At 34.6% G+C, this 22227-nt stretch carries 26 protein-coding genes; 17 read left to right on the top strand and 9 right to left on the bottom strand.

The genetic code is table 11. From position 1 onward, the window contains the following. The first annotated feature begins 102 nt into the window (after positions 1 to 102). The gene (locus tag NPX36_RS13035) at positions 103 to 996 is read left to right on the top strand and encodes a lysophospholipid acyltransferase family protein (RefSeq protein ID WP_257499160.1); all 894 of its coding nucleotides are present in this window, start codon (positions 103 to 105) and stop codon (positions 994 to 996) included. A gap of 43 nt (positions 997 to 1039) precedes the next feature. Here the strand turns inward: NPX36_RS13035 and NPX36_RS13030 are convergent, their stop codons facing one another. From NPX36_RS13030 to NPX36_RS13010, 5 genes are all read right to left on the bottom strand, one after another. Continuing rightward, positions 1040 to 1801, bottom strand: coding sequence for an META domain-containing protein (locus tag NPX36_RS13030; protein WP_257499159.1), 762 nt, complete (start codon positions 1799 to 1801; stop codon positions 1040 to 1042). A gap of 87 nt (positions 1802 to 1888) precedes the next feature. Then, entirely contained in the window at positions 1889 to 2635 is a 747-nt protein-coding gene (gene fabG, locus NPX36_RS13025) for a 3-oxoacyl-[acyl-carrier-protein] reductase (RefSeq protein WP_257499158.1), read from the bottom strand. A gap of 44 nt (positions 2636 to 2679) precedes the next feature. Beyond that, positions 2680 to 3573, bottom strand: a complete 894-nt coding sequence (locus NPX36_RS13020; protein ID WP_257499157.1) for a transporter — start codon at positions 3571 to 3573, stop codon at positions 2680 to 2682. Then, complete coding sequence (locus tag NPX36_RS13015; RefSeq protein ID WP_257499156.1) at positions 3570 to 4238, bottom strand: spermidine synthase; 669 nt, start codon at positions 4236 to 4238, stop codon at positions 3570 to 3572. Before NPX36_RS13015 ends, NPX36_RS13020 begins: the two co-directional genes overlap by 4 nt. Continuing rightward, positions 4239 to 4757, bottom strand: a complete 519-nt coding sequence (locus NPX36_RS13010; protein ID WP_257499155.1) for a helix-turn-helix domain-containing protein — start codon at positions 4755 to 4757, stop codon at positions 4239 to 4241. A gap of 209 nt (positions 4758 to 4966) precedes the next feature. Between NPX36_RS13010 and NPX36_RS13005 the strand changes: the two genes are divergently transcribed. The 4 genes from NPX36_RS13005 to yaaA all read left to right on the top strand — a co-directional run bounded on the left by NPX36_RS13005 (position 4967) and on the right by yaaA (position 8558). Next, positions 4967 to 6055 (top strand): M14 family zinc carboxypeptidase, encoded by a 1089-nt coding sequence (locus NPX36_RS13005; RefSeq protein WP_257499154.1) that lies wholly within the window; start codon positions 4967 to 4969, stop codon positions 6053 to 6055. Positions 6056 to 6184: 129 nt separating this feature from the next. Beyond that, complete coding sequence (locus NPX36_RS13000) at positions 6185 to 6664, top strand: Lrp/AsnC family transcriptional regulator (RefSeq protein WP_257499153.1); 480 nt, start codon at positions 6185 to 6187, stop codon at positions 6662 to 6664. 56 nt (positions 6665 to 6720) lie between these two features. Beyond that, entirely contained in the window at positions 6721 to 7707 is a 987-nt protein-coding gene (locus NPX36_RS12995; RefSeq protein WP_257499152.1) for a metal-dependent hydrolase, read from the top strand. A gap of 86 nt (positions 7708 to 7793) precedes the next feature. Then, positions 7794 to 8558: a peroxide stress protein YaaA gene (yaaA, locus tag NPX36_RS12990; RefSeq protein WP_257499151.1), complete on the top strand. Its 765-nt coding sequence runs from the start codon at positions 7794 to 7796 to the stop codon at positions 8556 to 8558. 40 nt (positions 8559 to 8598) lie between these two features. Here the strand turns inward: yaaA and NPX36_RS12985 are convergent, their stop codons facing one another. Beyond that, entirely contained in the window at positions 8599 to 9015 is a 417-nt protein-coding gene (locus NPX36_RS12985) for a lipocalin-like domain-containing protein (protein ID WP_257499150.1), read from the bottom strand. Between the two features lie 241 nt (positions 9016 to 9256). Here NPX36_RS12985 and hutH point away from each other — a divergent pair, with 241 nt between their 5' ends. The 9 genes from hutH (at position 9257) to sucD (ending at position 18181) form a co-directional block, all read left to right on the top strand. Next, positions 9257 to 10750, top strand: a complete 1494-nt coding sequence (gene hutH, locus NPX36_RS12980) for a histidine ammonia-lyase (RefSeq protein ID WP_257499149.1) — start codon at positions 9257 to 9259, stop codon at positions 10748 to 10750. Positions 10751 to 10838: 88 nt separating this feature from the next. Continuing rightward, the gene (locus tag NPX36_RS12975; protein ID WP_257500754.1) at positions 10839 to 12077 is read left to right on the top strand and encodes an HD domain-containing protein; all 1239 of its coding nucleotides are present in this window, start codon (positions 10839 to 10841) and stop codon (positions 12075 to 12077) included. 21 nt (positions 12078 to 12098) lie between these two features. Continuing rightward, a complete protein-coding gene (gene lpxD, locus NPX36_RS12970; RefSeq protein WP_257499148.1) occupies positions 12099 to 13133 on the top strand; it encodes a UDP-3-O-(3-hydroxymyristoyl)glucosamine N-acyltransferase in 1035 nt (344 codons plus the stop codon). A 6-nt stretch (positions 13134 to 13139) separates the two neighbouring features. Next, positions 13140 to 14528, top strand: a complete 1389-nt coding sequence (locus NPX36_RS12965; RefSeq protein ID WP_257499147.1) for a bifunctional UDP-3-O-[3-hydroxymyristoyl] N-acetylglucosamine deacetylase/3-hydroxyacyl-ACP dehydratase — start codon at positions 13140 to 13142, stop codon at positions 14526 to 14528. 18 nt (positions 14529 to 14546) lie between these two features. Beyond that, on the top strand, positions 14547 to 15332 hold the full coding sequence (gene lpxA / locus NPX36_RS12960) for an acyl-ACP--UDP-N-acetylglucosamine O-acyltransferase (protein ID WP_257499146.1): 786 nt from the start codon (positions 14547 to 14549) through the stop codon (positions 15330 to 15332). 23 nt (positions 15333 to 15355) lie between these two features. Continuing rightward, on the top strand, positions 15356 to 15922 hold the full coding sequence (gene efp, locus NPX36_RS12955; protein WP_257499145.1) for an elongation factor P: 567 nt from the start codon (positions 15356 to 15358) through the stop codon (positions 15920 to 15922). 9 nt (positions 15923 to 15931) lie between these two features. Then, positions 15932 to 16843 (top strand): UDP-3-O-(3-hydroxymyristoyl)glucosamine N-acyltransferase, encoded by a 912-nt coding sequence (locus tag NPX36_RS12950; RefSeq protein ID WP_257499144.1) that lies wholly within the window; start codon positions 15932 to 15934, stop codon positions 16841 to 16843. A 6-nt stretch (positions 16844 to 16849) separates the two neighbouring features. Continuing rightward, complete coding sequence (locus tag NPX36_RS12945; protein WP_257499143.1) at positions 16850 to 17221, top strand: nuclear transport factor 2 family protein; 372 nt, start codon at positions 16850 to 16852, stop codon at positions 17219 to 17221. Between the two features lie 84 nt (positions 17222 to 17305). Further along, on the top strand, positions 17306 to 18181 hold the full coding sequence (gene sucD / locus NPX36_RS12940; RefSeq protein WP_257499142.1) for a succinate--CoA ligase subunit alpha: 876 nt from the start codon (positions 17306 to 17308) through the stop codon (positions 18179 to 18181). A 64-nt stretch (positions 18182 to 18245) separates the two neighbouring features. On the opposite strand, the gene NPX36_RS12935 is transcribed toward sucD, so the two are convergent. Genes NPX36_RS12935 through NPX36_RS12925 form a run of 3 tightly spaced genes read right to left on the bottom strand, consistent with a single transcriptional unit; the run spans position 18246 to position 19978 of the window. Continuing rightward, a complete protein-coding gene (locus NPX36_RS12935) occupies positions 18246 to 18512 on the bottom strand; it encodes a hypothetical protein (RefSeq protein ID WP_257499141.1) in 267 nt (88 codons plus the stop codon). Between the two features lie 30 nt (positions 18513 to 18542). Next, positions 18543 to 18995, bottom strand: a complete 453-nt coding sequence (coaD, locus tag NPX36_RS12930; protein ID WP_257499140.1) for a pantetheine-phosphate adenylyltransferase — start codon at positions 18993 to 18995, stop codon at positions 18543 to 18545. Beyond that, positions 18995 to 19978, bottom strand: coding sequence for a D-alanine--D-alanine ligase (locus tag NPX36_RS12925; RefSeq protein WP_257499139.1), 984 nt, complete (start codon positions 19976 to 19978; stop codon positions 18995 to 18997). Before NPX36_RS12925 ends, coaD begins: the two co-directional genes overlap by 1 nt. 113 nt (positions 19979 to 20091) lie before the next feature. Between NPX36_RS12925 and NPX36_RS12920 the strand changes: the two genes are divergently transcribed. Genes NPX36_RS12920 through NPX36_RS12910 form a run of 3 tightly spaced genes read left to right on the top strand, consistent with a single transcriptional unit; the run spans position 20092 to position 22220 of the window. Beyond that, positions 20092 to 20715 (top strand): PASTA domain-containing protein, encoded by a 624-nt coding sequence (locus NPX36_RS12920; protein ID WP_257499138.1) that lies wholly within the window; start codon positions 20092 to 20094, stop codon positions 20713 to 20715. Positions 20716 to 20718: 3 nt separating this feature from the next. Continuing rightward, positions 20719 to 21759 (top strand): RluA family pseudouridine synthase, encoded by a 1041-nt coding sequence (locus tag NPX36_RS12915; RefSeq protein WP_257499137.1) that lies wholly within the window; start codon positions 20719 to 20721, stop codon positions 21757 to 21759. After that, on the top strand, positions 21759 to 22220 hold the full coding sequence (locus tag NPX36_RS12910) for a hypothetical protein (protein ID WP_257499136.1): 462 nt from the start codon (positions 21759 to 21761) through the stop codon (positions 22218 to 22220). The genes NPX36_RS12915 and NPX36_RS12910 overlap by 1 nt, the downstream gene beginning before the upstream one ends. Positions 22221 to 22227 lie beyond the last annotated feature (7 nt).

Here is a 22227-nt window from a genome sequence, read left to right as displayed (position 1 = left end):
CCAAATTTTATTTTAATAAATTTTATAATGCAATCTGATAAAACAATTCAAATAAATTCTTGTGTATAAACAGATAGCTTTATCTTTGCAAAAATTTCATTAATGAAATATCTTTTATTTATCGTTATATATGCGTTGTTGTGGTGTGTTTCAAAGTTGCCATTTAAAGTATTGTATCTACTTTCGAACGTTTTTTATTTTTTAATATATAAAGTAGTAAAGTATCGCGTTAAAACGGTTCGATACAATTTAGAACTAACATTTCCACATTTATCGGTAATTGAAAGAAAAGCAATCGAACGAAAATTTTACATTCATCTGTGCGATTTGTTTCTTGAAATGATTAAAACCATTACCATTTCTCCAAAAGAGTTAGATAAACGCTTTGTTTTTACAAATGTGGAACTAATGAAAGCCTACGAACAAAAACAAAAAAGCATTATTTTAATGTTGCCGCATTACGGAAATTGGGAGTGGGTGATTGGTTTGGGGCAACATTTAGATTTTAAAGGTTTTGGAATTTATAAAGCGTTAAAAAATAAACATTTCGATAAGCTTTTTAGAGATATTCGCTCGCGTTTTAATGCTGAATTGATTGATACACATCACACAACAGGAACTATTCGTGAAAATCAAACAAAGGGATTATATGGAACGTACTTGTTTTTAAGCGATCAAACGCCGTTATTACGAGAAAACTTGCATTGGGAACCGTTTATGGGAGTAGAAGTGCCGGTTCACATGGGTGCTGAAGCTTTGGCAAGAAAATTAAATATGAATATTTTGTATTTAAAGGTGGAAAAAACGAAACGCGGACATTATCAAGCTACTTTTTCTGAAATTACCGACGATATTAAGAACGAGCCTAAATATAAACCCACCCGAATGTTTTTGGATAAAGTGGAAGAACAAATAAAAGCGGCTCCTGCATATTATTTTTGGACGCACAAACGCTGGAAACACAAAGGTCAAAAGCAACAGTTTAAAACGCGATAAGAGTATATCAACAAAAAAGAAGACCAAATGTCTTCTTTTTTTGTTAGTTTTTCTTTAGTATCATTTGCAAATCAGTTCCAGAGAATAAATGCAATTCATCATTCTCAAGTTCGTAATGGGTTATGGTTTCTAAAACTTTCAAAAAATCAGTTTCCATATTTTCGTGAACACACATCATGCGTGTTACCCCTAATTTGGAAAAGCGAATGTTTTCGTTATCAAAAAAAACAGCACCACTAAAACCATTACAACTCGCATTGCCGCTCACATGATTTTCTTCATTTTCAAATTGTAAATAGGGTGTTTTTAAAAATTTATTAGCAGGAATTTCATTTCCTTTAAACGAAATAAGCTCCCATTTTCCTTGCATTTTTGCAGGAATTACATAATTTCCACAACCGTTTAATCGCAACTCTTTATCTTTTGAAATGATCGAAACATCGGTTTTGTAATCAAAAGATTGATCCGACATGCCATCAGAGCATGGTTTTTGAGCAATCGTGATTTCTAACTGTTTGTTGTTGTTTTCCGACCTAATCAATCGCACATTTGCATCTTGGGCTTGGTGGGTGTTTTGAATGGCAAATACTTCTAGTTTTCCGTTAATATCTTTATAAACAACAAAATTGTCGTTTATTTCAATATTCCAAAAAGGTTCCGTACCTAATCCTTTAAAATAAGGATCAAATGTTTTTTCATCGAAGTTAACTGTAGTTTTGCTGTTATCGGTTGCAGTTTGTTTGCTTTTACACGAAAAAATCGCTGTTAACAGAGCAAAAATGAGTAATAAATAGATTTTTTTCATAGCTAGATAATTTTCTATTAAAGATACAAAAAAAACCGCTGGTACTTAAAAAATCCAACGGTTTATATTTTTAGATGATTGTTTATTTTATGTAAGCATTCCGCCATCAACATTTATAACCTGACCCGTAATGTAGGTAGCCAAATCTGATGATAAAAACACACAAGCGTTTGCAATATCTTCTGGTGTACCACCGCGTTTCAAAGGAATAGCGTCTGTCCAGCCTTTTACTGTTTCTTCGCCCAATTTTGCAGTCATTTCGGTTTCGATAAACCCTGGCGCCACCACGTTGCAACGAATGTTTCTAGAACCTAATTCCAATGCTACCGACTTAGAAAAACCAATAATTCCGGCTTTTGATGCCGCATAGTTTGCCTGACCTGCATTTCCTTTTACACCCACCACAGAACTCATGTTAATAATCACACCGTTTCTGTTTTTAAGCATGGTTTTTTGCACGGCTTTGGTCATGTTAAAAACCGATTTTAAGTTTACATCCATTACATTGTCAAAATCTTCTTCGCTCATACGCATCAACAAATTGTCTTTGGTGATTCCTGCATTGTTGATTAAAACATCAACAGTTCCAAAACTAGCCAATACACTATCCACCAAACTTTGCGCCTCATTAAAGTCTGCTGCGTTTGATTTGTACGATTTTGCTTGAACGCCCATAGCTGTTAATTCATTTTCTAAAGAAATAGCAGCTTCTTCAGACGAGCTGTATGTAAATGCCACGTTTGCACCTTGTTTTGCAAATGTTAAAGCAATTCCTCTACCAATTCCGCGGGTTGCACCTGTTATGATTGCAGTTTTTCCTTCTAATAATTTCATGTAATACGTTTTTTAACACATTTAGGCAAATATAAAATAAAAAATTATAATTCGGTAGGATCTTTAAACTGGAATTTTTTGTGATTGCGCCATGAAACACCCATTCCAGCCTGAATTTTATGCGGACTGTTTTCAAGGCTTGTTCCACCGAACGCATCAATCTGTAAATTTTTATGAATTTTATAAGTTAATCCACCTTTCAACGAAGCTTCGTTCATAAAAGGAACTGAAATGTTTTCATATTTGCGGTCAATAATTCCTTGGTGTTCGCCAAAAATACTCCATCTGTCGCTTAATCCCAACGACGCTGTTACAATGTAACTAATGTTTCTGTATGCATCTTCGGTAACATTTTCGCCAATAAAATTGTAGGTCATGCTAAAGCGTTTGCTTATGTGTTGCTGTGCAATCAACATGGTTTTTAAGCCAATTTCGGGTAAATTAGGGTAGTACAAATTGTGCTTAAAATTAAACTGCCCACCAACGTAAAGTGCTAGTGCCGGAATCAATCTGCCCCATTTAAAACGTTGATTGGCTTTCCAGCTGTACACATTTCGTTTTTCTACATAATATTTATAGTGATCATAAATCAGGTATTTTATACCAAAGTTCAACTGTCTAAACCCGCTGTTTGTTATATCAATTCCATAATCTGTTTGGTTGTAATTTGTGAAATAAAAATCGCCAACAAACTCTAAGTTTTCCAACATATCTCCATAGCGCAATTGCACCTGAAAATTATTAAAAGTATTGGTTTTATCACTATGAAATTCATCGTTTTGATAAGTGTATCCACCTTCTATCTGAAAAATTCCTTTGCTCACACTATAAGCGCCCATTGAAGAACTGGGGCGATTGGTGTTGATATCCTTTGTATATTGTGCATTTGCGGTTATAAAACCCAACAAAGCAATTGCTATGTAACTGTATTTTTTCATTTTATTTTTTGAGTAACCATTAAATGATTGTGTCCGTATAAATTTTTAAACGATTGCACTTCAAAATGCTTTTTTAGCAGTGCAAGCAATTTTTCATTTCGCAAATTGTGTACTTCATTGAGTATAAAAGTATTAAAAATTGCCGTTCCATTTGTGTAAAGCACCTTGTAAATTTGCTCTACAAAGCTGTTTTGAAAAACAAATTCAGGAATTTCGGTATCGTTAAACAAATCAACAATTACTACATGGTATCTTTTTGAAGTATATTTTATGAATTGAAATGCGTCATTATTTACAATTTCAAGCGAGTGATTGGGAATAATTCCAAATTCATTCATAGCCACTTGAATCACCATTGGATCGATTTCAACTGCGGTAATTACAGCATTTGATTGAAAATTTTTCCGCAATTGTTGCACCACATCACCGCCACCCAAACCCAAAACAAGTATTGATGCTTCATTGCTGCGAAAATCGGTTTTGGTAGCTTGCAGCGCTTTTTTTAGCACTTTTCCTAAGTTTCCATAAGAATAATTGGTGTTTTGTGTGTCTAAAACTTTTTTGCCGTTTAGCCAATTAATTTCTAAAATACCGCTGTATGCCGAAGAATAGGTTTTTTCGGGAATTACATTCAAATAACTTAGGTATTTTTTAAAGAAATTCATTCAGGGTTGGTATTGCTTAAAACTGCCATCATTGTAAAAAATCACAATACTGTCAATTTTTTTAGAGCCGAAAGATAAAATGTTTTCTTCATTTGTAATTAATTTTTCAGAACTATTTTCATTATTAGTGGTCAAATTTTCATCTGCGATTGCTATTTCGGGTTCCGATTTTTTTTCTAAATCATAAGTAGGGGATGGATGCAAAACATTATTTTCTGAAGTTTTTTCAGCCATCAAAAAAGGTTCTTTTGCATATATCAGCCACTCCAAATTGATCGATGGAAAGGTAGTATGCACCTTCGTGATAAATTCTAAACTGGGTTTGTTTCGCTCTGAAATTAGGTGCGAAATGGTGGCTTTTGGCACATTAATTTTATCTGCCATTTCGGTGGTAGAAAGTTTAAAATGATGCATTATTTTTTGAAGTTGCAAACTGAATTTCATTGCTAAAAAAGATTGATAAATGCTTAAAAATGCTGTTACAATTGTAAACTTACGAATTTTTACAAATGTAAACAATAAAATATTTACAATTGTAATGTGAGTATTTTACATAAACTAAATGTTTAATTTATAATGTTTATTTATTTGATTTTAAATATTTTGAACTTAATATTTATTTTATTATATGTTATAGTCTTACTGACTTGTTTACAAAAATAAACACCGCTTCGCGTGCAAACTGTTGGATAAATGCTCTTATATTTGATAAAAATTTAAAGTGCCATATGCAATTCCTAAAACAAGCCGAAATCAATCAGCGATATTTTACAAATTTTCACTTAGAAAAAGTCTTTCAGCAATTGGATGCATTCATTTTCAAAATTTCAATTTCAGGGAAAAGTGTGCAACAAAAAAATATTTACAGAGTTGATTTTGGTACGGGTGATTTTAAGATTTTGCTTTGGTCTCAAATGCATGGAAACGAAACAACGACTACTCGGGCAATTGTTGATTTTTTGCACTATGTGAGTGAAGGAAAAAATACGCATTGGTTAGAAAATTTTTCTTTTACATTTATCCCGATTTTAAATCCTGATGGAGCAGAAGCCTTTACTCGTGTAAATGCCAATGCGGTTGATTTAAATAGAGATTCGGTAAACCTTTCACAGCCAGAGTCGCAATTGTTGCGTGCTGTTTTTAATGAAACGCAACCAAATTTAGCATTGAATATGCATGATCAACGCACTATTTTTTCTGCGGGAAACACTTCAAATGCTGCTACGCTTTCTTTTTTAGCTCCTGCATACAACGAAGAGCGCAGCATCAACCATACCCGAAAATTTGCTATGCAGTTAATCGCTGCTATGCATCAATCATTAAAAAAGTCGGTTCCGGAACATATTGGCCGGTTCGATGATGGCTTCAATATTAATTGTATTGGTGATTTATTTACCCATTTAAACACACCTACTATTTTGTTTGAAGCTGGGTTTTATCCCAATGATTACCAACGTTTGGTTGCCAAAAAAATGGTGTTTGATAGCTTAATTACCTTATTGAATTCCTTATTGTCTGAAGATTATAAGAATTTTTCGATCGAACAATATATGGAAATACCTGAAAATCAGAAGAATTTTGTCGATCTATTGATTGAAAATTTTGCTACCGAAAACCCCGATTATGCTGCCTTTTCAAAGCTTCCTATTGTTTTTAAAGAACATATAGAGAAGGGTGAATTGTTGTTAAAACCCGAAGTAGATTTTGAGTCGGCGCCTGCCTATCAATTTGCACACAACATTGTAAATGTTACTAACAAAGTAGTAAATAGTTCAAAAGACCTTGAAAATGCTCTAAAAAATGTGATGATTTCTTAGTAATTTAGTATATAGATGTTAATGCTTTGCTAAAATCTAAAAAATAATTACTATAAAATATATTTTTTATAATAATTCATTGTACTTTTGCACTCACAAATAAAAAAAATAATTGATAAAAATTGTTATATGAGTAAGTTTCGATTAGATGAAATTGATCACCAGATATTAGATATGTTGATTGATAACACAAGGGTGCCTTTTACAGACATTGCAAAAAAATTGTTAATATCTGCAGGAACAGTCCATGTGCGCGTTAAAAAAATGGAAGATGCAGGTATTATCCAAGGTTCTTCTTTAACGTTAGATTACGAAAAATTAGGATATTCATTTATAGCTTATGTAGGAATTTTCTTACACAATACCTCACAAACAAAATTTGTTTTAGAGCGTATCAATGAAATTCCATTTGTAACGGTAGCACACGTTACTACAGGTAAATTCAACATTTTCTGTAAAATTCGTGCAAAAAACACTCGTCATGCGAAAGAAGTAATTTTTATGATCGACGATATTGAAGGGGTTTACAGAACCGAGTCGATGATTTCTTTAGAAGAAAGCATTAACGATAAAAAACGCTTAATGCACACGATTTTTAAAGATATGTAATTAAGAAATATATTGTATTTTTGAACTGCTCATTCCTATAAATGAGCAGTTTTTTTATGGATTCATTTACCCAGATTGTTTTAGGAGTAAGCGTTGCACATGTAGCTTTAAATAAAAGTGTAAGCACCAAAAAGATATTTTTATTGGGTGCAATCGTTGCTACTTTGCCTGATTTGGACATTTACATTGCTAAGATTTTTAATGATCCGCTTACCGAAATCGAAATCCATCGGGGATTTTCCCATTCCATTTTGTTCTTTTTAATGTTAAGCGTGCTCCTAACTTTTCTAATTAAACGCTGGTTTCAAGAAACTTCGGTAAAACAACTATATTCAACCGTATTTTTAATTTTGCTTACGCATTCATTATTGGATGTTTTTACCACTTGGGGCACTCAACTTTTTTGGCCTGTTTCAAATAAAATAGCCTTAAAATCAGTTTTTGTAGTCGATTTGTTTTACACCCTACCATTATTAATAGCTGTTTCTTTTGGTTTGAAGAAGAAGAAAACAGCAATAACATACGCAGGTTTAGGTTTAAGCACCTTGTATTTAATTTGGGGATTGAGTGTTCAACAAATGGTAAAAAGTAGGGTGGAAGGTCAGTTTTATAAACAATTTCCCTCTAAAACCGTTCAAACAACCATAAAACCCACTTTTTCAAACAGTTTTTTGTGGAATGTAATTATTCAAGATACCAATGGTTTTTATATTTCAGATTATGCTATTTTTGATTCAAAAGAAATGAAATTTCAATATTTTCCTCAAAACAAAAAATTAATCAATCATTTGAATGATAAGAACATCAATCGATTAAAAGAACTATCCGAAAATCAATACATTATAACAGAAAATAAAAACGGATTGGTTTTCAACGATTTGCGTTTTGGATTATTGAAGAATACCAATAGCGAAACACAATTTGCTTTTTCCTATCAGTTAATTCCTACAAAAAATGGATATGCTGTGAAAGAACTTCCAAAAGATAAACGCGACGGCATGCAACTTTTAAAAAATATATGGAATCGAATTTTTAATAGGTGAAGTGTTGCTTTTTAAAAGTTTAATCTGTGTAAATTTGTGAAATATGGGGTTCATCACGATAAAATATTAGAAAATTAAACAGAAAAATGAAAATAATCATATCACCAGCAAAATCTTTAGACTTTGAAACCGAATTACCTACGCAAAACTTTACTAAGCCTGCATTTATCAAGCAAAGTAAAGAGGTGCATAAAGTTTTAAAAACCTTAAAACCGGCAGAATTAAGCAATTTGATGGCTATTTCTGCTGCGTTGGCAGATTTAAATTGGCAACGAAATAAAGCAAGAAAATATAAGTTGACGGAACTAAACCATACAGTTCGCCAGGCAGTTTTTGCTTTCAACGGCGATGTTTATACAGGGTTGAATGCTTACACATTAAAGGAAGACGAAATAGACTATTTGCAAAAACACCTTAACATACTTTCAGGTTTGTATGGTTTGCTCAAACCTTTAGATTTAATAGAAGCTTATCGATTGGAAATGGGGATAAAACTGCCAATTGCCGATAAAAAAGATTTACACGATTTTTGGAAAGATACCGTTACAACAGCTTTAAACAAAGGGTATAAAAAAGGCGATGTGTTGGTAAACTTAGCCAGTAATGAATATTTCGGTGCAGTTGATAAAAAAACACTGAAAGCAAAAATCATTACGCCCGAATTTAAAGATTACAAAGACGGAAAACTAAAAATGATTAGCTTTTTCGCTAAAAAAGCACGTGGGTTGATGGTGCGATACATGGCAGAAAATAATATTACGAATGTTGAAGATATCAAACAGTTCAATGAAGAAGGTTATGTTTTCGATGCAAATTTATCCACCGATACCAAATGGGTTTTTACGAGGTAAAACAAAATGAGCACCTTTTTTTGGTGCTCATTTCGATTTTTTATTTTCTTACTAAAATACTAGTATATTCGATGCCATCAGTACCTTCACTAACAATTGTTAACTGATTGTTAGAAATAGAATAATTTGCTGAATAGGTTTCTAAATCATCAGTAATTGTAAGAGTATTTCCTGAAATTGTATAACTCGCCATTGAGTCGTACTCTTCACAGCCCGAATTAGGAGGTATTTCATAGTAAACCTCGGTTAAATTACCGCTTGCCTCAAAAACCATATAATCTCTACCACATTCTTCAGTATGCTCGTAATCAACTAAAATAGGATTACCGTCATTGTAAATAGTTTCTTTAGACCATTCCCATTTTCCTACAATAGAATTGGCGTTTGAAGGGGTTGCTTCATCATCTTTGTTACAAGAAGAAAGCCCAAGTAAAAGTGCCATTGCGGCAAACGACATAAAAACATTTTTTTTCATTTGATAAAATTTTTCTAATTAATTCGGTGCGAAAATAATCAATTTTAATTCATTTTGTAGTGAAAAATAAATTTTTTTTATTGAGGCAAATATTTATCTGTTTCATAATGAGAATTTTGTACCCTCTAATGCGAGGTTTTTGTTAGATGCTTCTAATATTACCATAAAACATTTTGATTTATAGATTACTTTTAGCAATTTTGACAATCAATTTAAAAAATCCATGTCTGCAACATATTATATCAGCAACAACACATTAAGTTTAGAAGAATTACACTTAATTATTAGTCAAAATCAAAAGTTGGCTTTATCCGAAGAAGCAATAGCCAATATTAATAAATGCCGCGAATATTTAGACCATAAAATGCAAACCGAAACCAACCCCATTTACGGTATCAATACGGGTTTTGGATCATTGTACAGCGTTAAAATATCTTCGGAAGATTTAACTACACTACAAGAAAATTTAATGAAATCGCACGCTTGCGGAACCGGAGACGAAGTGCCTCACGAAATTGTAAAAATCATGCTTTTGCTTAAAATTAAGTCGTTAAGTTATGGTAATTCGGGCGTTCAATTGGTTACGGTGGAACGTTTGATCGATTTTTATAATAATGATATTTTACCAGTTGTTTATACACAAGGTTCATTGGGTGCATCGGGCGATTTGTCTCCGTTGGCGCATTTGTGTTTGCCTTTAATTGGCGAAGGAGAGGTTTTTGTTGATGGCAAACGCATTGCTGCAAAACAAATGCTTGCTGAAAAAGGCTGGGAAACGATTACTTTGAAATCGAAAGAAGGTTTAGCATTGCTAAACGGTACGCAGTTTATGAGTGCCTATGGAGCTTATATTTTGATAAAAACCGAAAAACTCACTCAATTGGCGGATGTGATTGGAGCCGTTTCTTTAGAAGGTTTTGATGGAAGAATCGATCCTTTTAACAATTTAATTCATATTGTTCGCCCACACAAAGGTCAGGTGAATACGGCCAATTATATGCGTTCGATTTTAGAAGGAAGCGAATTGATTAATCAACCAAAAAAACACGTTCAAGACCCGTATTCGTTCCGTTGTATTCCTCAGGTACACGGTGCTTCGAAAGATGCCATTGAATATGTAGAAAGAGTTTTTAAAACCGAAATCAATTCCGTAACCGATAATCCAAATATTTTTGTAGAGGAAGATGTAATTGTTTCGGGCGGAAATTTCCACGGACAACCATTAGCTTTGGCGTTAGACTTTTTAGGCATTGCCTTATCAGAATTAGGAAGTATTTCAGAACGCAGAACCTATCAGCTCATTTCGGGCTTGCGCAATTTACCTCCGTTTTTAGTAAACAATCCCGGGTTAAATTCAGGTTTTATGATACCACAATACACCGCCGCAAGCATTGTGAGCCAAAACAAGCAATTGGCAACTCCGGCAAGTATCGACAGTATTGTGTCGAGCAACGGACAAGAAGATCACGTGAGTATGGGTGCCAATGCTGCCACTAAAACCCTGAAAATTGTTGAAAATTTAGAACGAATTTTAGCAATCGAGTTGTTCAATGCCACACAAGCACTGGAATTTAGAAGACCAAGAAAATCGAGCGATTTTATAGAAAATTTTGTTTCAGAATACCGAAAAGTGGTTCCAACGGTTCAAAATGACCGCATTTTGCACTACGATATTCAAAAAAGCATACAGTTTTTAAACAATTATAACTTCAACTAAAACATATAAATGCACTTTTTGTTAAAGAAAAGTGCATTTTTCTTTTCTGAAAATCGTTATATTTGCCTGATATTTGAAAGAAATTGTTTTGACATCCGAAAATAAACTAAAAATTTTAAACGACCCTATTTATGGCTTTATAACCATACCATCAACTTTGTTGTACGATTTAATGCAGCATCCATATTTTCAACGTTTGCGTAGAATTAAACAAATGGGGTTGTCGTCTTTAGTTTATCCGGGAGCCGAGCACACCCGTTTTCACCATGCATTGGGTTGTATGCACATGATGCAAAAAGCCGTTCAGGTATTGCGTTTTAAAAATGTAGAAATATCAAAAGAAGAAGAAGAAGCGCTATATATTGCCATTTTATTGCACGATATTGGGCACGGACCCTTTTCCCACGCAATGGAACACAGCATTGTAGAAAATATTCATCACGAAGAAATTTCTTTGCTTTTTATGGAAGCTTTAAATAAAGAATTTGAAGGAATGCTTTCATTGGCAATTCAGATTTTTAAAGGAAATTATCCGCGCAAATTCCTCATTCAGCTCATATCTTCACAGATGGATATGGACCGAATGGATTATCTTAAACGCGATAGTTTTTACAGCGGTGTTGCCGAAGGAAATATCAACTCCGAACGATTGATACAAATGATTAATGTGCATAATGATGTGTTGGTAGTTGAAGAAAAAGGCGTATATTCAGTAGAAAAATTTTTGGTAGCACGCCGTTTAATGTATTGGCAATGCTATTTGCACAAAACAAGCGTTGGTGCAGAACTGTTATTGTCAAAAATACTAAAACGTGCCAAACAACTCACTTTGCAAGGAATTGATTTACAGGCAAGCAATGCACTCACTTTTTTCTTAAAAAATTCCGTTTCAAAAAATAATTTTAACACCAATATTTTAAACAATTTTGCGTTATTAGACGATGCAGACATATACACCGCATTAAAAAACTGGCAATTTCATGAAGATAGGGTTTTGTCGTATTTAAGCAGTGCCATTGTAAACCGAAAATTGTTTCAAGTAAAATTGGTTGCTAAAGAAGAAATGTATTCAAAATTAAACACCTATCAACATTTATGTAAAGAAAAACTTCAAGTAGAAACTGATGAATTAGACTACTTTGTTTTTGGTGATAAATTAAAAAATCAGGCGTATGATTTAGCAGCTGATCCCATAAGAATCTATAAGAAGAATAACGAAATTGTTGATGTTTTAGAAGCATCAGACCAGTATAATTTAAGGGCTTTATCAGAGCCAGTTTATAAATACTTTATATGCTATCCAAAAGGAATACATAAAGTTGATTAAAAATTAATATTTTTGTACTCGATGAAGATTACAGCAGAACAAATTGCCGAAGTTTTAAACGGAACCGTTGTGGGCGATTCTACGGTTGAGGTTTTTAAGTTGGCCAAAATCGAAGAAGGCGAACAAGGGGCTATTACCTTTTTGTCAAATGCTAAGTATAACAATTATCTCTATACCACCAAAGCGTCTATCGTAATTGTAAACAAAACATTTCAGCCGTTGCAACCCGTAAAGGCTACAATGATTCAGGTAGAAGATTCATACAAAGCATTCACAAAGATTTTAGAATATGCCAATCAAATAAAATTGATGAAATCGGGTATTGAACAACCTTCTGTGATTTCCGAAGGTGTATCTTATGGAACCGATTTGTATTTGGGCAGTTTTTCGTATATTGGCAAAAACACGAAAATAGGTGACAATGTTAAAATTTATCCCAATTCATTCGTAGGAGACAATGTAGTAATTGGTGATGATACGATACTTTTTGCCGGAGCACGCATTTATTCGGAAACAATTATCGGTAAAAAATGTGTCATCCATTCAGGAACAATTATTGGTTCAGATGGTTTTGGTTTCGCACCAAACACCGATGGAACTTATGATAAAATTCCGCAAATAGGAAATGTGGTGATTGAAGATCATGTAGAGATAGGTTCATGTACCACCATAGACCGTGCTACATTAGGATCAACCATTATAAGAAAAGGTGTGAAATTAGATAATCAAATTCAAATAGCACACAATGTAGAAGTAGGCGAGCACACCGTGATTGCATCGCAAACAGGCGTGGCAGGTTCTACAAAAATTGGTAAAAATTGCATTATTGGCGGTCAAGTGGGAATCGTTGGGCACATTACCATTGGCGATAATGTTCGAATTCAGGCACAATCTGGCGTAGGAAAAAGCATCAAAGACGGCGAAATTATTCAAGGATCTCCCGCAATGGCTTATAACGATTTTTCTAAATCGTATGTATATTTCAGAAAACTGCCGAATATAGTGAAAGATGTAGAAGAATTAAAAAAAATAAAAGATAAAGAAAATTTAAGTTAAATAGTTATGGTTAAACAAAAAACCATCGCCCACGAAGTAACCATTAACGGAGTAGGCTTGCATACCGGACAACAAGTTGTAATGACTTTAAAACCAGCACCTGTGAACAATGGCTTTACTTTTGTTCGAGTAGATTTACCAGGCAATCCGGTGATCGAAGCAGATGCTAATTTTGTGGTTTCTACAGAACGCGGTACTAATTTAGAGCACAAAGGCGTTCAATTGCACACCACAGAGCATGTTTTAGCAGCCTTTATTGGTTGCGATTTAGACAATGTTATTATCGAGCTAAACGCTTCAGAACCACCAATAATGGACGGTTCTTCTAAATTTTTTGTTGAAGCTGTAGAAAAAGCCGGAATTGTAGAACAAGATGCAGAACGCAACGAATACATTGTTAAAGAAGTGATTTCGTATGTGGACGAACGCACTGGTAGTGAAATCATCGTAATGCCTGCAGATGAGTATCAAGTCACCGCTATGGTTGATTTTGGAACCAAAGTATTAGGTACACAAAATGCCACATTAAAAAGTATGAGCGATTTTAAGGAAGAAATTTCAGAAGCAAGAACATTCAGTTTTTTACATGAAATTGAAACCTTGTTGGCTCACGGATTGATAAAAGGGGGCGATTTGAACAATGCCATTGTATATGTAGATAAAGAAATTTCAAACGAAACCTTAGAGCGTTTAAAAGTGGCTTTTGGCAAAGAGGATATCGCTGTTAAACCAAACGGAATTTTAGACAACCTAACGCTTCATTATCCAAACGAAGCCGCACGGCATAAGTTGTTAGACGTGGTTGGTGATTTAGCTTTGATAGGCACCCGTATCCGCGGAAAAGTTATTGCAAACAAACCCGGACATTTCGTAAACACGCAATTTGCCAAAAAAATGGCAAAAATCATTAAAACCGAACGCAGAAATCAAGTACCCGTTTTTGATTTGAACAAAGAACCATTAATGGATATTACGAAAATCATGGCAATGTTGCCTCACAGATTTCCAATGCTTTTGGTAGATCGTATTCTAGAATTGTCTGATTCGCACGTTGTGGGAATGAAAAACGTAACCATGAACGAAGAATTCTTTCAAGGACATTTTCCCGGAGCACCCGTAATGCCAGGTGTTTTAATTATCGAAGCAATGGCGCAAACAGGCGGAATTTTAGCCTTAAGCACCGTAGAAGATCCTGAAAATTATTTAACCTATTTCATGAAGATAGACAATGTTCGCTTTAAACAACAAGTGTTGCCAGGCGATACATTAATCTTTAAGTTAGATTTAATAAGCCCTATTCGCAGAGGTATTTGCCACATGCAAGCAGTTGCTTACGCAAACGGTAAAATTGTAACCGAAGCCGAATTAATGGCACAAATAGTAAAAGCAAAGTAGTAATTAATATTTTATAGAATGAATCAACCATTAGCATACGTTCATCCCGGAGCAAAAATTGCTAAAAATGTGGTAATAGAACCCTTTACAACCATTCACAATAATGTGGAAATAGGCGAGGGGACTTGGATAGGGTCGAATGTTACCATTATGGAAGGCGCACGAATCGGAAAAAACTGTCGTATTTTTCCAGGCGCTGTAATATCGGCTGAACCACAAGATTTAAAATTTGACGGAGAAGACACTACTGCCGAAATTGGTGATAACACAACCATACGCGAATGCGTTACCATTAACCGCGGAACAAAAGACCGTTACCGAACCGTTATTGGTAAAAACTGCTTAATTCAGGCATACAGCCACGTGGCACATGATTGCATTGTGGGCGATAATTGCATCTTTTCAAACTCAAGCACATTAGCGGGGCATGTTACTGTTGGCGATTATGTGGTTCTTGCAGGAATGGTTGCCGTGCATCAATTTTGTACGATAGGTTCGCATTCTTTTATAACCGGTGGTACCTTGGTTCGCAAAGATGTTCCGCCGTATATCAAAGCAGCTCGTGAACCCATTTCATATGTTGGAATCAATTCCGTGGGCTTGCGCCGCAGAGGGTTCGATTCAGATAAAATAAGAGAAATACAAAACATTTACCGAGTGTTGTATCAAAAGAATTATAACAATTCACAGGCAATAGAGCTTATTGAAACAGAAATGGAAGCAACACCAGAACGCGATGAAATCATACAATTTGTTCGAAATTCATCTCGCGGAATTATGAAAGGTTACACAGGAGTATATTAAAAAAATAAAATTAAAATCATATTATGGCAAGTACATCAGATATAAGAAATGGTTTATGTATTAAGTACAACAACGATATTTTTAAAATTGTAGAATTTCTACATGTAAAACCAGGAAAAGGACCTGCATTTGTTCGTACCAAAATGAAAAGTTTAACATCGGGAAAAACATTAGACAACACTTTTTCTGCAGGTCACAAAATTGATGTGGTACGCGTGGAAACACACACTTTTCAGTATTTATACAATGAAGGAAATGATTACCATTTCATGAACAATGAAACATTTGAGCAAATTACATTAGAAAAAAACATTCTAGATGCACCTGAATTGTTAAAAGAAGGAACAAATGTAATGGTTCAAATCAATACCGAAACCGAAGCACCTTTGTCTGTTGATATGCCTGCTTCTATTGTTTTAGAAGTAACCTACACCGAACCAGGCGTAAAAGGAAACACAGCAACAAACGCAACAAAACCTGCAACGGTTGAAACAGGTGCACAAGTAAATGTGCCGTTGTTTATTAATGAAGGTGATAAAATTAAAATCGATACTGCTTCTGGAAGTTATATCGAACGTATTAAAGAATAAATTGTTTAGATGAGATTTCCTAAAACATATCGTTTAGAAAATATTGCAGAAATAATGGGGTGTACTTTTGTGGGTGCACCCGATTTTCCTGTTTTAGGAATGAACGAAATTCATGTGGTGCAACCCGGTGAAATCGTTTTTGTAGATCATCCAAAATATTATGATAAAGCTTTACAATCAAATGCAACCATCATTTTAATAAATAAGGATGTAGAATGCCCAGAAGGTAAAGCGCTCTTAATTTCAGATGATCCGTTCCGCGATTTTAACAAACTGTCGGTTTATTTTCGTCCGTTTCAAGCTTCATCAACAGCAATAGCATCAACAGCCGAAATAGGTGAGGGAACCGTTATTCAGCCCAATGCTTTTGTTGGAAATCATGTAAAAATTGGTAAAAACTGTATCATTCATGCAAATGTAGTTATAAATGATCATACCATAATAGGTGATAACGTAGTGGTTCATGCAGGAACCGTTTTAGGAGCCGATGCTTTTTATTACAAAAAGCGAACCGATTTTTTCGATCCGTTGGTATCCTGTGGTTCGGTAGTAATCGAAAATGATGTAACACTTGGCGCATTATGCACCATAGACCGCGGTGTAACAGGTGAAACGCGCATAAAAAAAGGTACCAAAATTGACAACCAAGTGCATATAGGTCACGATACCATAATTGGCGAAATGTGTTTAATTGCAGCGCAATGTGGTATTGCAGGTTGTGTAGTAATTGAAAATCATGTAACTTTATGGGGTCAAGTTGGAACCACGAGTGGCATCACAATTGGTGCACACACGGTGGTTTTAGCAAAATCGGGCGTTTCAAAAAGTTTAGAAGGCAATAAAGTATATTTTGGTGCACCAGCAGAAGAAGCGCGCGAATATTATAAACACATTGCCAAGGTGAAAAAATTAGTAAAATAGCAACGTATGAGTAACGCATTACAAATTGTAAGAAAGTTTTACGAATCGGCAGGAATCTTAAGCAAAACCTATTGTTTAGACGTTTTTCATGAAGATATTCAGCTGGAATGGCACAGTTCTAAAGGACATTTGTTTTTAGAATTGCCTGATCTTTTGGCATTGTCTAAAGATTTAAAACACTCTTACTTTGATTTGCGTGCCAATGTTCATGATATAATGAGTCAAGGAAATAAAGTAATGATTCGTTATACATATTACGTGCGAACTTTCGAAAATCCTGAAGAAGAAATGGTGCTTGCAACCTTTTTCACGCTTTGGGAAGTAAAAGAAGACAAATTATACAAAGGTGTTCAAATGAGTCAGTTGGCAAATTTGTAAAAAATTAAACCAAAAAATTTTAATATTATTCAGTAACCCTTATTTTTGTAAAATAATTCAAAAAACGATAATTAAAAATAAATTATGAGTGTATTAGTAAACAAAGATTCTAAAATAATAGTTCAAGGTTTTACAGGAAGCGAAGGAACATTCCACGCCTCACAAATGATTGAATACGGAACAAACGTAGTAGGTGGTGTTACTCCTGGTAAAGGTGGAACTATGCATTTAGATCGTCCTGTATTTAATACAGTAAAAGATGCTGTTGAAAAAGCAGGTGCAGATACATCTATTATCTTTGTACCGCCAGCATTTGCTGCCGATGCAATTATGGAAGCAGCCGAAGCAGGAATAAAAGTAATTATTTGTATTACAGAAGGTATTCCGGTTGCCGATATGGTAACGGCATATAACTATGTAAAAACAAGAGAAAATTGTCGTTTGGTAGGTCCTAACTGTCCAGGTGTAATCACGCCAGGTGAAGCAAAAGTTGGTATTATGCCAGGTTTTGTATTCAAAAAAGGAACAGTAGGCATTGTTTCTAAATCGGGAACATTAACTTATGAAGCAGCAGACCAAGTAGTGAAACAAGGTTTAGGAATTACAACTGCAATTGGTATTGGTGGAGATCCAATTATTGGAACAACAACCAAAGAAGCGGTTGAGTTATTAATGAATGATTCAGAGACCGAAGCAATCATTATGATTGGTGAAATTGGAGGACAATTAGAAGCAGATGCAGCACGTTGGATCAAAGAAAACGGAAACAAAAAACCAGTTATCGGATTCATCGCAGGTGAAACAGCACCTAAAGGACGTACAATGGGACATGCAGGTGCAATTGTTGGTGGAGCTGATGACACAGCAGAAGCTAAAAAACGCATCATGAGAGAATGTGGTATCCATGTTGTAGATTCTCCAGCAGAAATCGGTAAAAAAGTAAAAGAAGTTTTAGGATAATTTTTTTTTAACATACAAAAAAAGCGATGATTAATAGTCATCGCTTTTTTGTTTAAAGATTTTTCTAATTTTGATTTCTCTTTTTTATTTCAGTATTTAACTGACCGATGTGAATAAGCATCGGTAAAAAAAATACGGGCAACATCATTACAGGAATAAACACAGCAAATGGAATATCTCCAAACCCAAACCCATTAGTTGTAAATATATACATTAAAATACCAATGGCTACTATTGCAACAATTCCTAAACCAATTGATGCTCCTTTAAGTACATCCCTTCTTTTAATGAGTTGGTCGGTTGATAAATGTTCGAAAATATCTTTTTTCATATCTGTGAATATCTTTTTTGGATTAATAATTTACTTTTTCACTGCCTTTGGAACCAACAAACTGTAATCACCATTGTTGCGGATAAAATCACGCACGATACTTGAACTGATAAACGAAGTATCAACAGCAGTTAGCAAGAAAACAGTTTCAATCCCCGAAACCAATCGGTTGGCATGTGCAATAGCTTTTTCAAACTCAAAATCGGCTGGGTTGCGCAAACCTCTCAGTAAAAAATCAGCATTTTGTTTTTTGCAGTAATCAATAGTTAAGCCTTCGTATAAATCTACTTTAACCTTCGGTTCGTTGGCAAAAGTCTCTTCAATAAAGCGTTTGCGATCATTTAAGCTAAACATATACTTTTTTTCGGCATTTGTTCCAATGGCAATAATAATTTCATCGAACAAAGGCAAAGCGCGTGTTATAACATCTACGTGTCCGTTTGTTATTGGGTCAAACGAACCTGGAAAAACAGCTTTTTTCATTAAAATGGGTTGCGGTTTAGGGCTAATTCAATAGCGTTATCAAATAGTTCGTTTAAAGAAATTCCTGCTTCTCGTGCTTGTTGGGGCAAAATACTTTCGGCAGTTAAACCCGGAACGGTATTCATTTCCAACAAAAAAGGTTCACCACTCACCAAAATAAATTCTGATCGAGAGAAACCATCCATTTTTAAAATCGTATAAATGCGTTTGGCCACATCTTCCACCTTTGCTTTTTCTTCTTCAGAAATTCTTGCAGGTGTAATCTCGCTCGATTTTCCTTCATATTTCGCTTCATAATCAAAAAAATCATTTTCCGAAACAATTTCTGTAATGGGTAAAACTACTGTTTCGCCTTGGTATTTAATAACGCCTACCGAAACTTCTGTTCCTTTTAAATAACTTTCAATAATGATTTCATCATCTTCTGCATAGGCTTTTTCAATAGCCGGAAGCAGTTCTGCGCTTTCTTTCACCATCGAAATTCCAAAACTTGATCCGGATTTATTGGGTTTCACAAAACACGGTAGCCCAACACGTTGAATAATTTGGTCTTCATCTACAAAATCCCCATTGTTCAAGTAATACGAAATGGCTGTTTTAATTCCGTAAGGTTTCAAAACAGAAAGCATGTCGCGTTTGTTAAAAGTGAGTGCTGCTTGATAGTAATTACAAGAAGTTTGCGGAATATTCAATAATTTAAAATAAGCTTGTATCAATCCGTCTTCTCCAGGTGTGCCGTGAATCGCATTAAAAACTACATCAAACCTGATTTTGTTTCCATCTATAATTACAGAAAAATCATTTTTATCGACAGGAAATTGGTTTTCTTGTGCATCAACATAATACCAACCTTCCGTTAAAACGTGAATTTTATATAAATTATATTTGGAACTATCTAAATGATTATAAACAACTTCGCCGCTTTTTAAGGATATTTTATACTCGCTAGAATATCCTCCCATAATAATTGCTACATTTTTCATTTAATAATGTATTTTTATATTTTATTTTTGTGAGAAGCAATTTATGCTACTTTGAACAAATTTATGAAAATACACGAAACATAATTGATAACTTTGCTAAAATTAATAACTCTATGGGTTTTACATCATTTATAAAAAGTAAACAGTTTTTTTTCTCGCTAATCACCGCAGTAATCATCATGGGTTTGCTGGTTTTTGGGGCTTTACAATTTTTAAATATTTATACACGCCACGGCAAAGAAATTGCGATTCCCGATTTAAGAAAAATGAAGGTTGAAAATGCAATGGGTGCCGTTGCTGAAAATGGTTTTGAAATTATTATCATTGATACGGTTGATTTTAATCCGAAATATCCACCATTAACTATTTCAGATCAAGATCCAAAACCGAACGACGCAGTGAAACAAGGGCGAAAAATTTATGTAAAAATCAATGCCAAAGGATATTCTTCGATACGATTGCCAAATCTAGACGGACGCACCTTGCGACATGCAACTGCAATCATTGAATCGCTCGGTTTGAAAAAAGGCGAAGTTATTTATGAACCCGATTTTGCAAAAGATGTGGTTATGCGTATTGAACAAGATGGTAGAATTTTACGAGCAGGTGATAAAGTACTTAAAAATTCTAAAATCAATTTGGTTTTGGGCGATGGAATGCTTGGGTACAAACCCGAAGTGGACACATTAGGCGAAATGTATGAAGATGTGGCACCCGAAATCGATTCAATTTTTTAATGAATGACAGAAGATAATAATTTAATAGAAGACGAACTATACGAACATTACCGTTTTGAAGCTGGTAAAGGACAAGCGCCCTTACGTGTTGATAAATTCTTGATGAATTTGGTAGAAAATGCTACTCGAAACAAAATTCAGAAGGCAGCCGAAAATGGAAATATTTTTGTGAATGATGTGCCTGTGAAGTCCAATCACAAAGTAAAAGCAAATGATGTGGTGCGCGTTTTAATGGAACAACCACCGTTTGAAAATATCATTATCCCCGAAAATATTCCTTTGGATATTGTTTATGAAGACGATGATTTGTTAGTGATTAATAAACCCGCAGGTTTGGTAGTGCATCCCGGTCATGGAAATTATACCGGAACTCTAGTTAATGCATTGGCGTATCATTTTGAAAATTTACCGTTAAACAGTTCCGAACGCCCTGGATTGGTGCACAGAATTGATAAAGATACCACGGGTTTATTGGTTATTGCCAAAACCGATTGGACCATGAGCGAATTGCAAAAACAGTTTGCCGAAAAATCAACCGAACGTGAATATGTTGCTATTGTTTGGGGAAATGTACAAGACGATGAAGGAACCATCGAAAGTTATATTGGTCGTCATAAAGTAGATCGTATGCAAATGGCTTCATTTCCCGATGATTCCACCGGAGCAAAATATGCAGTTACGCATTATAAGGTTTTAGAGCGTTTGGGCTATGTTACGTTGGTTTCATGCAGATTAGAAACAGGCAGAACACACCAAATTCGCGTGCACATGAAGGCAATTGGGCATACCTTGTTTAACGACGAACGTTATGGTGGCGAGAAAATTTTAAAAGGAACCACATTTACAAAATACAAACAATTTGTAGAAAACACTTTTAAAGTGTTGCCCCGACAAGCATTGCATGCCAAAACACTTGGTTTTATGCACCCTGTGAAAAAAGAATTTATGCGTTTTGAAACTGATTTGCCAACCGATATGGTTCAGGCGATTGAACGTTGGCGCAACTATTCCAACAATCATGAAGTAGTTGAAGAAGAAGATTAATGAAGACGATAAATAAATTACGAGGCGTAAAAAATTTAGATAGCGATATCCGATTAAATCAGCTTTACACTCAGTTTGATACGCTTTTAAGCGAGTTAAGAAATAGGCAGTTGCCAGATGCCATTGTTGAAACAATCAACAGTGAAGTGGAAGAAATTAACACGTCTAATTCGTTAACTACTAACGATTTAAGAAAAGTGATCAAGAAAAAGCAAACCGCAATTTTAAAGTTGATAGAGAACGAGTTAAAGTTAGTTCCTAAGAATTATCACAGAAATCTTTGGTTAGCACTAGGAATGACTGTTTTTGGCATACCGTTAGGTGTTCTTGCAGGTGTACTCCTAAAAAAGCCTGGTTTGTTTGCAATTGGTTTACCTTTTGGTGTGGCTATTGGAGTAACAGTTGGTACCGCAATGGACAAAAAAGCAGCCAAAGAAAATAAACAATTAAACATAAATTAAATATTAA

It is taken from the genome of Paenimyroides aestuarii (assembly GCF_024628805.1).
Taxonomy (GTDB): domain Bacteria; phylum Bacteroidota; class Bacteroidia; order Flavobacteriales; family Flavobacteriaceae; genus Flavobacterium; species Flavobacterium aestuarii_A.
This window is presented reverse-complemented; position numbering and strand designations above follow the sequence as displayed.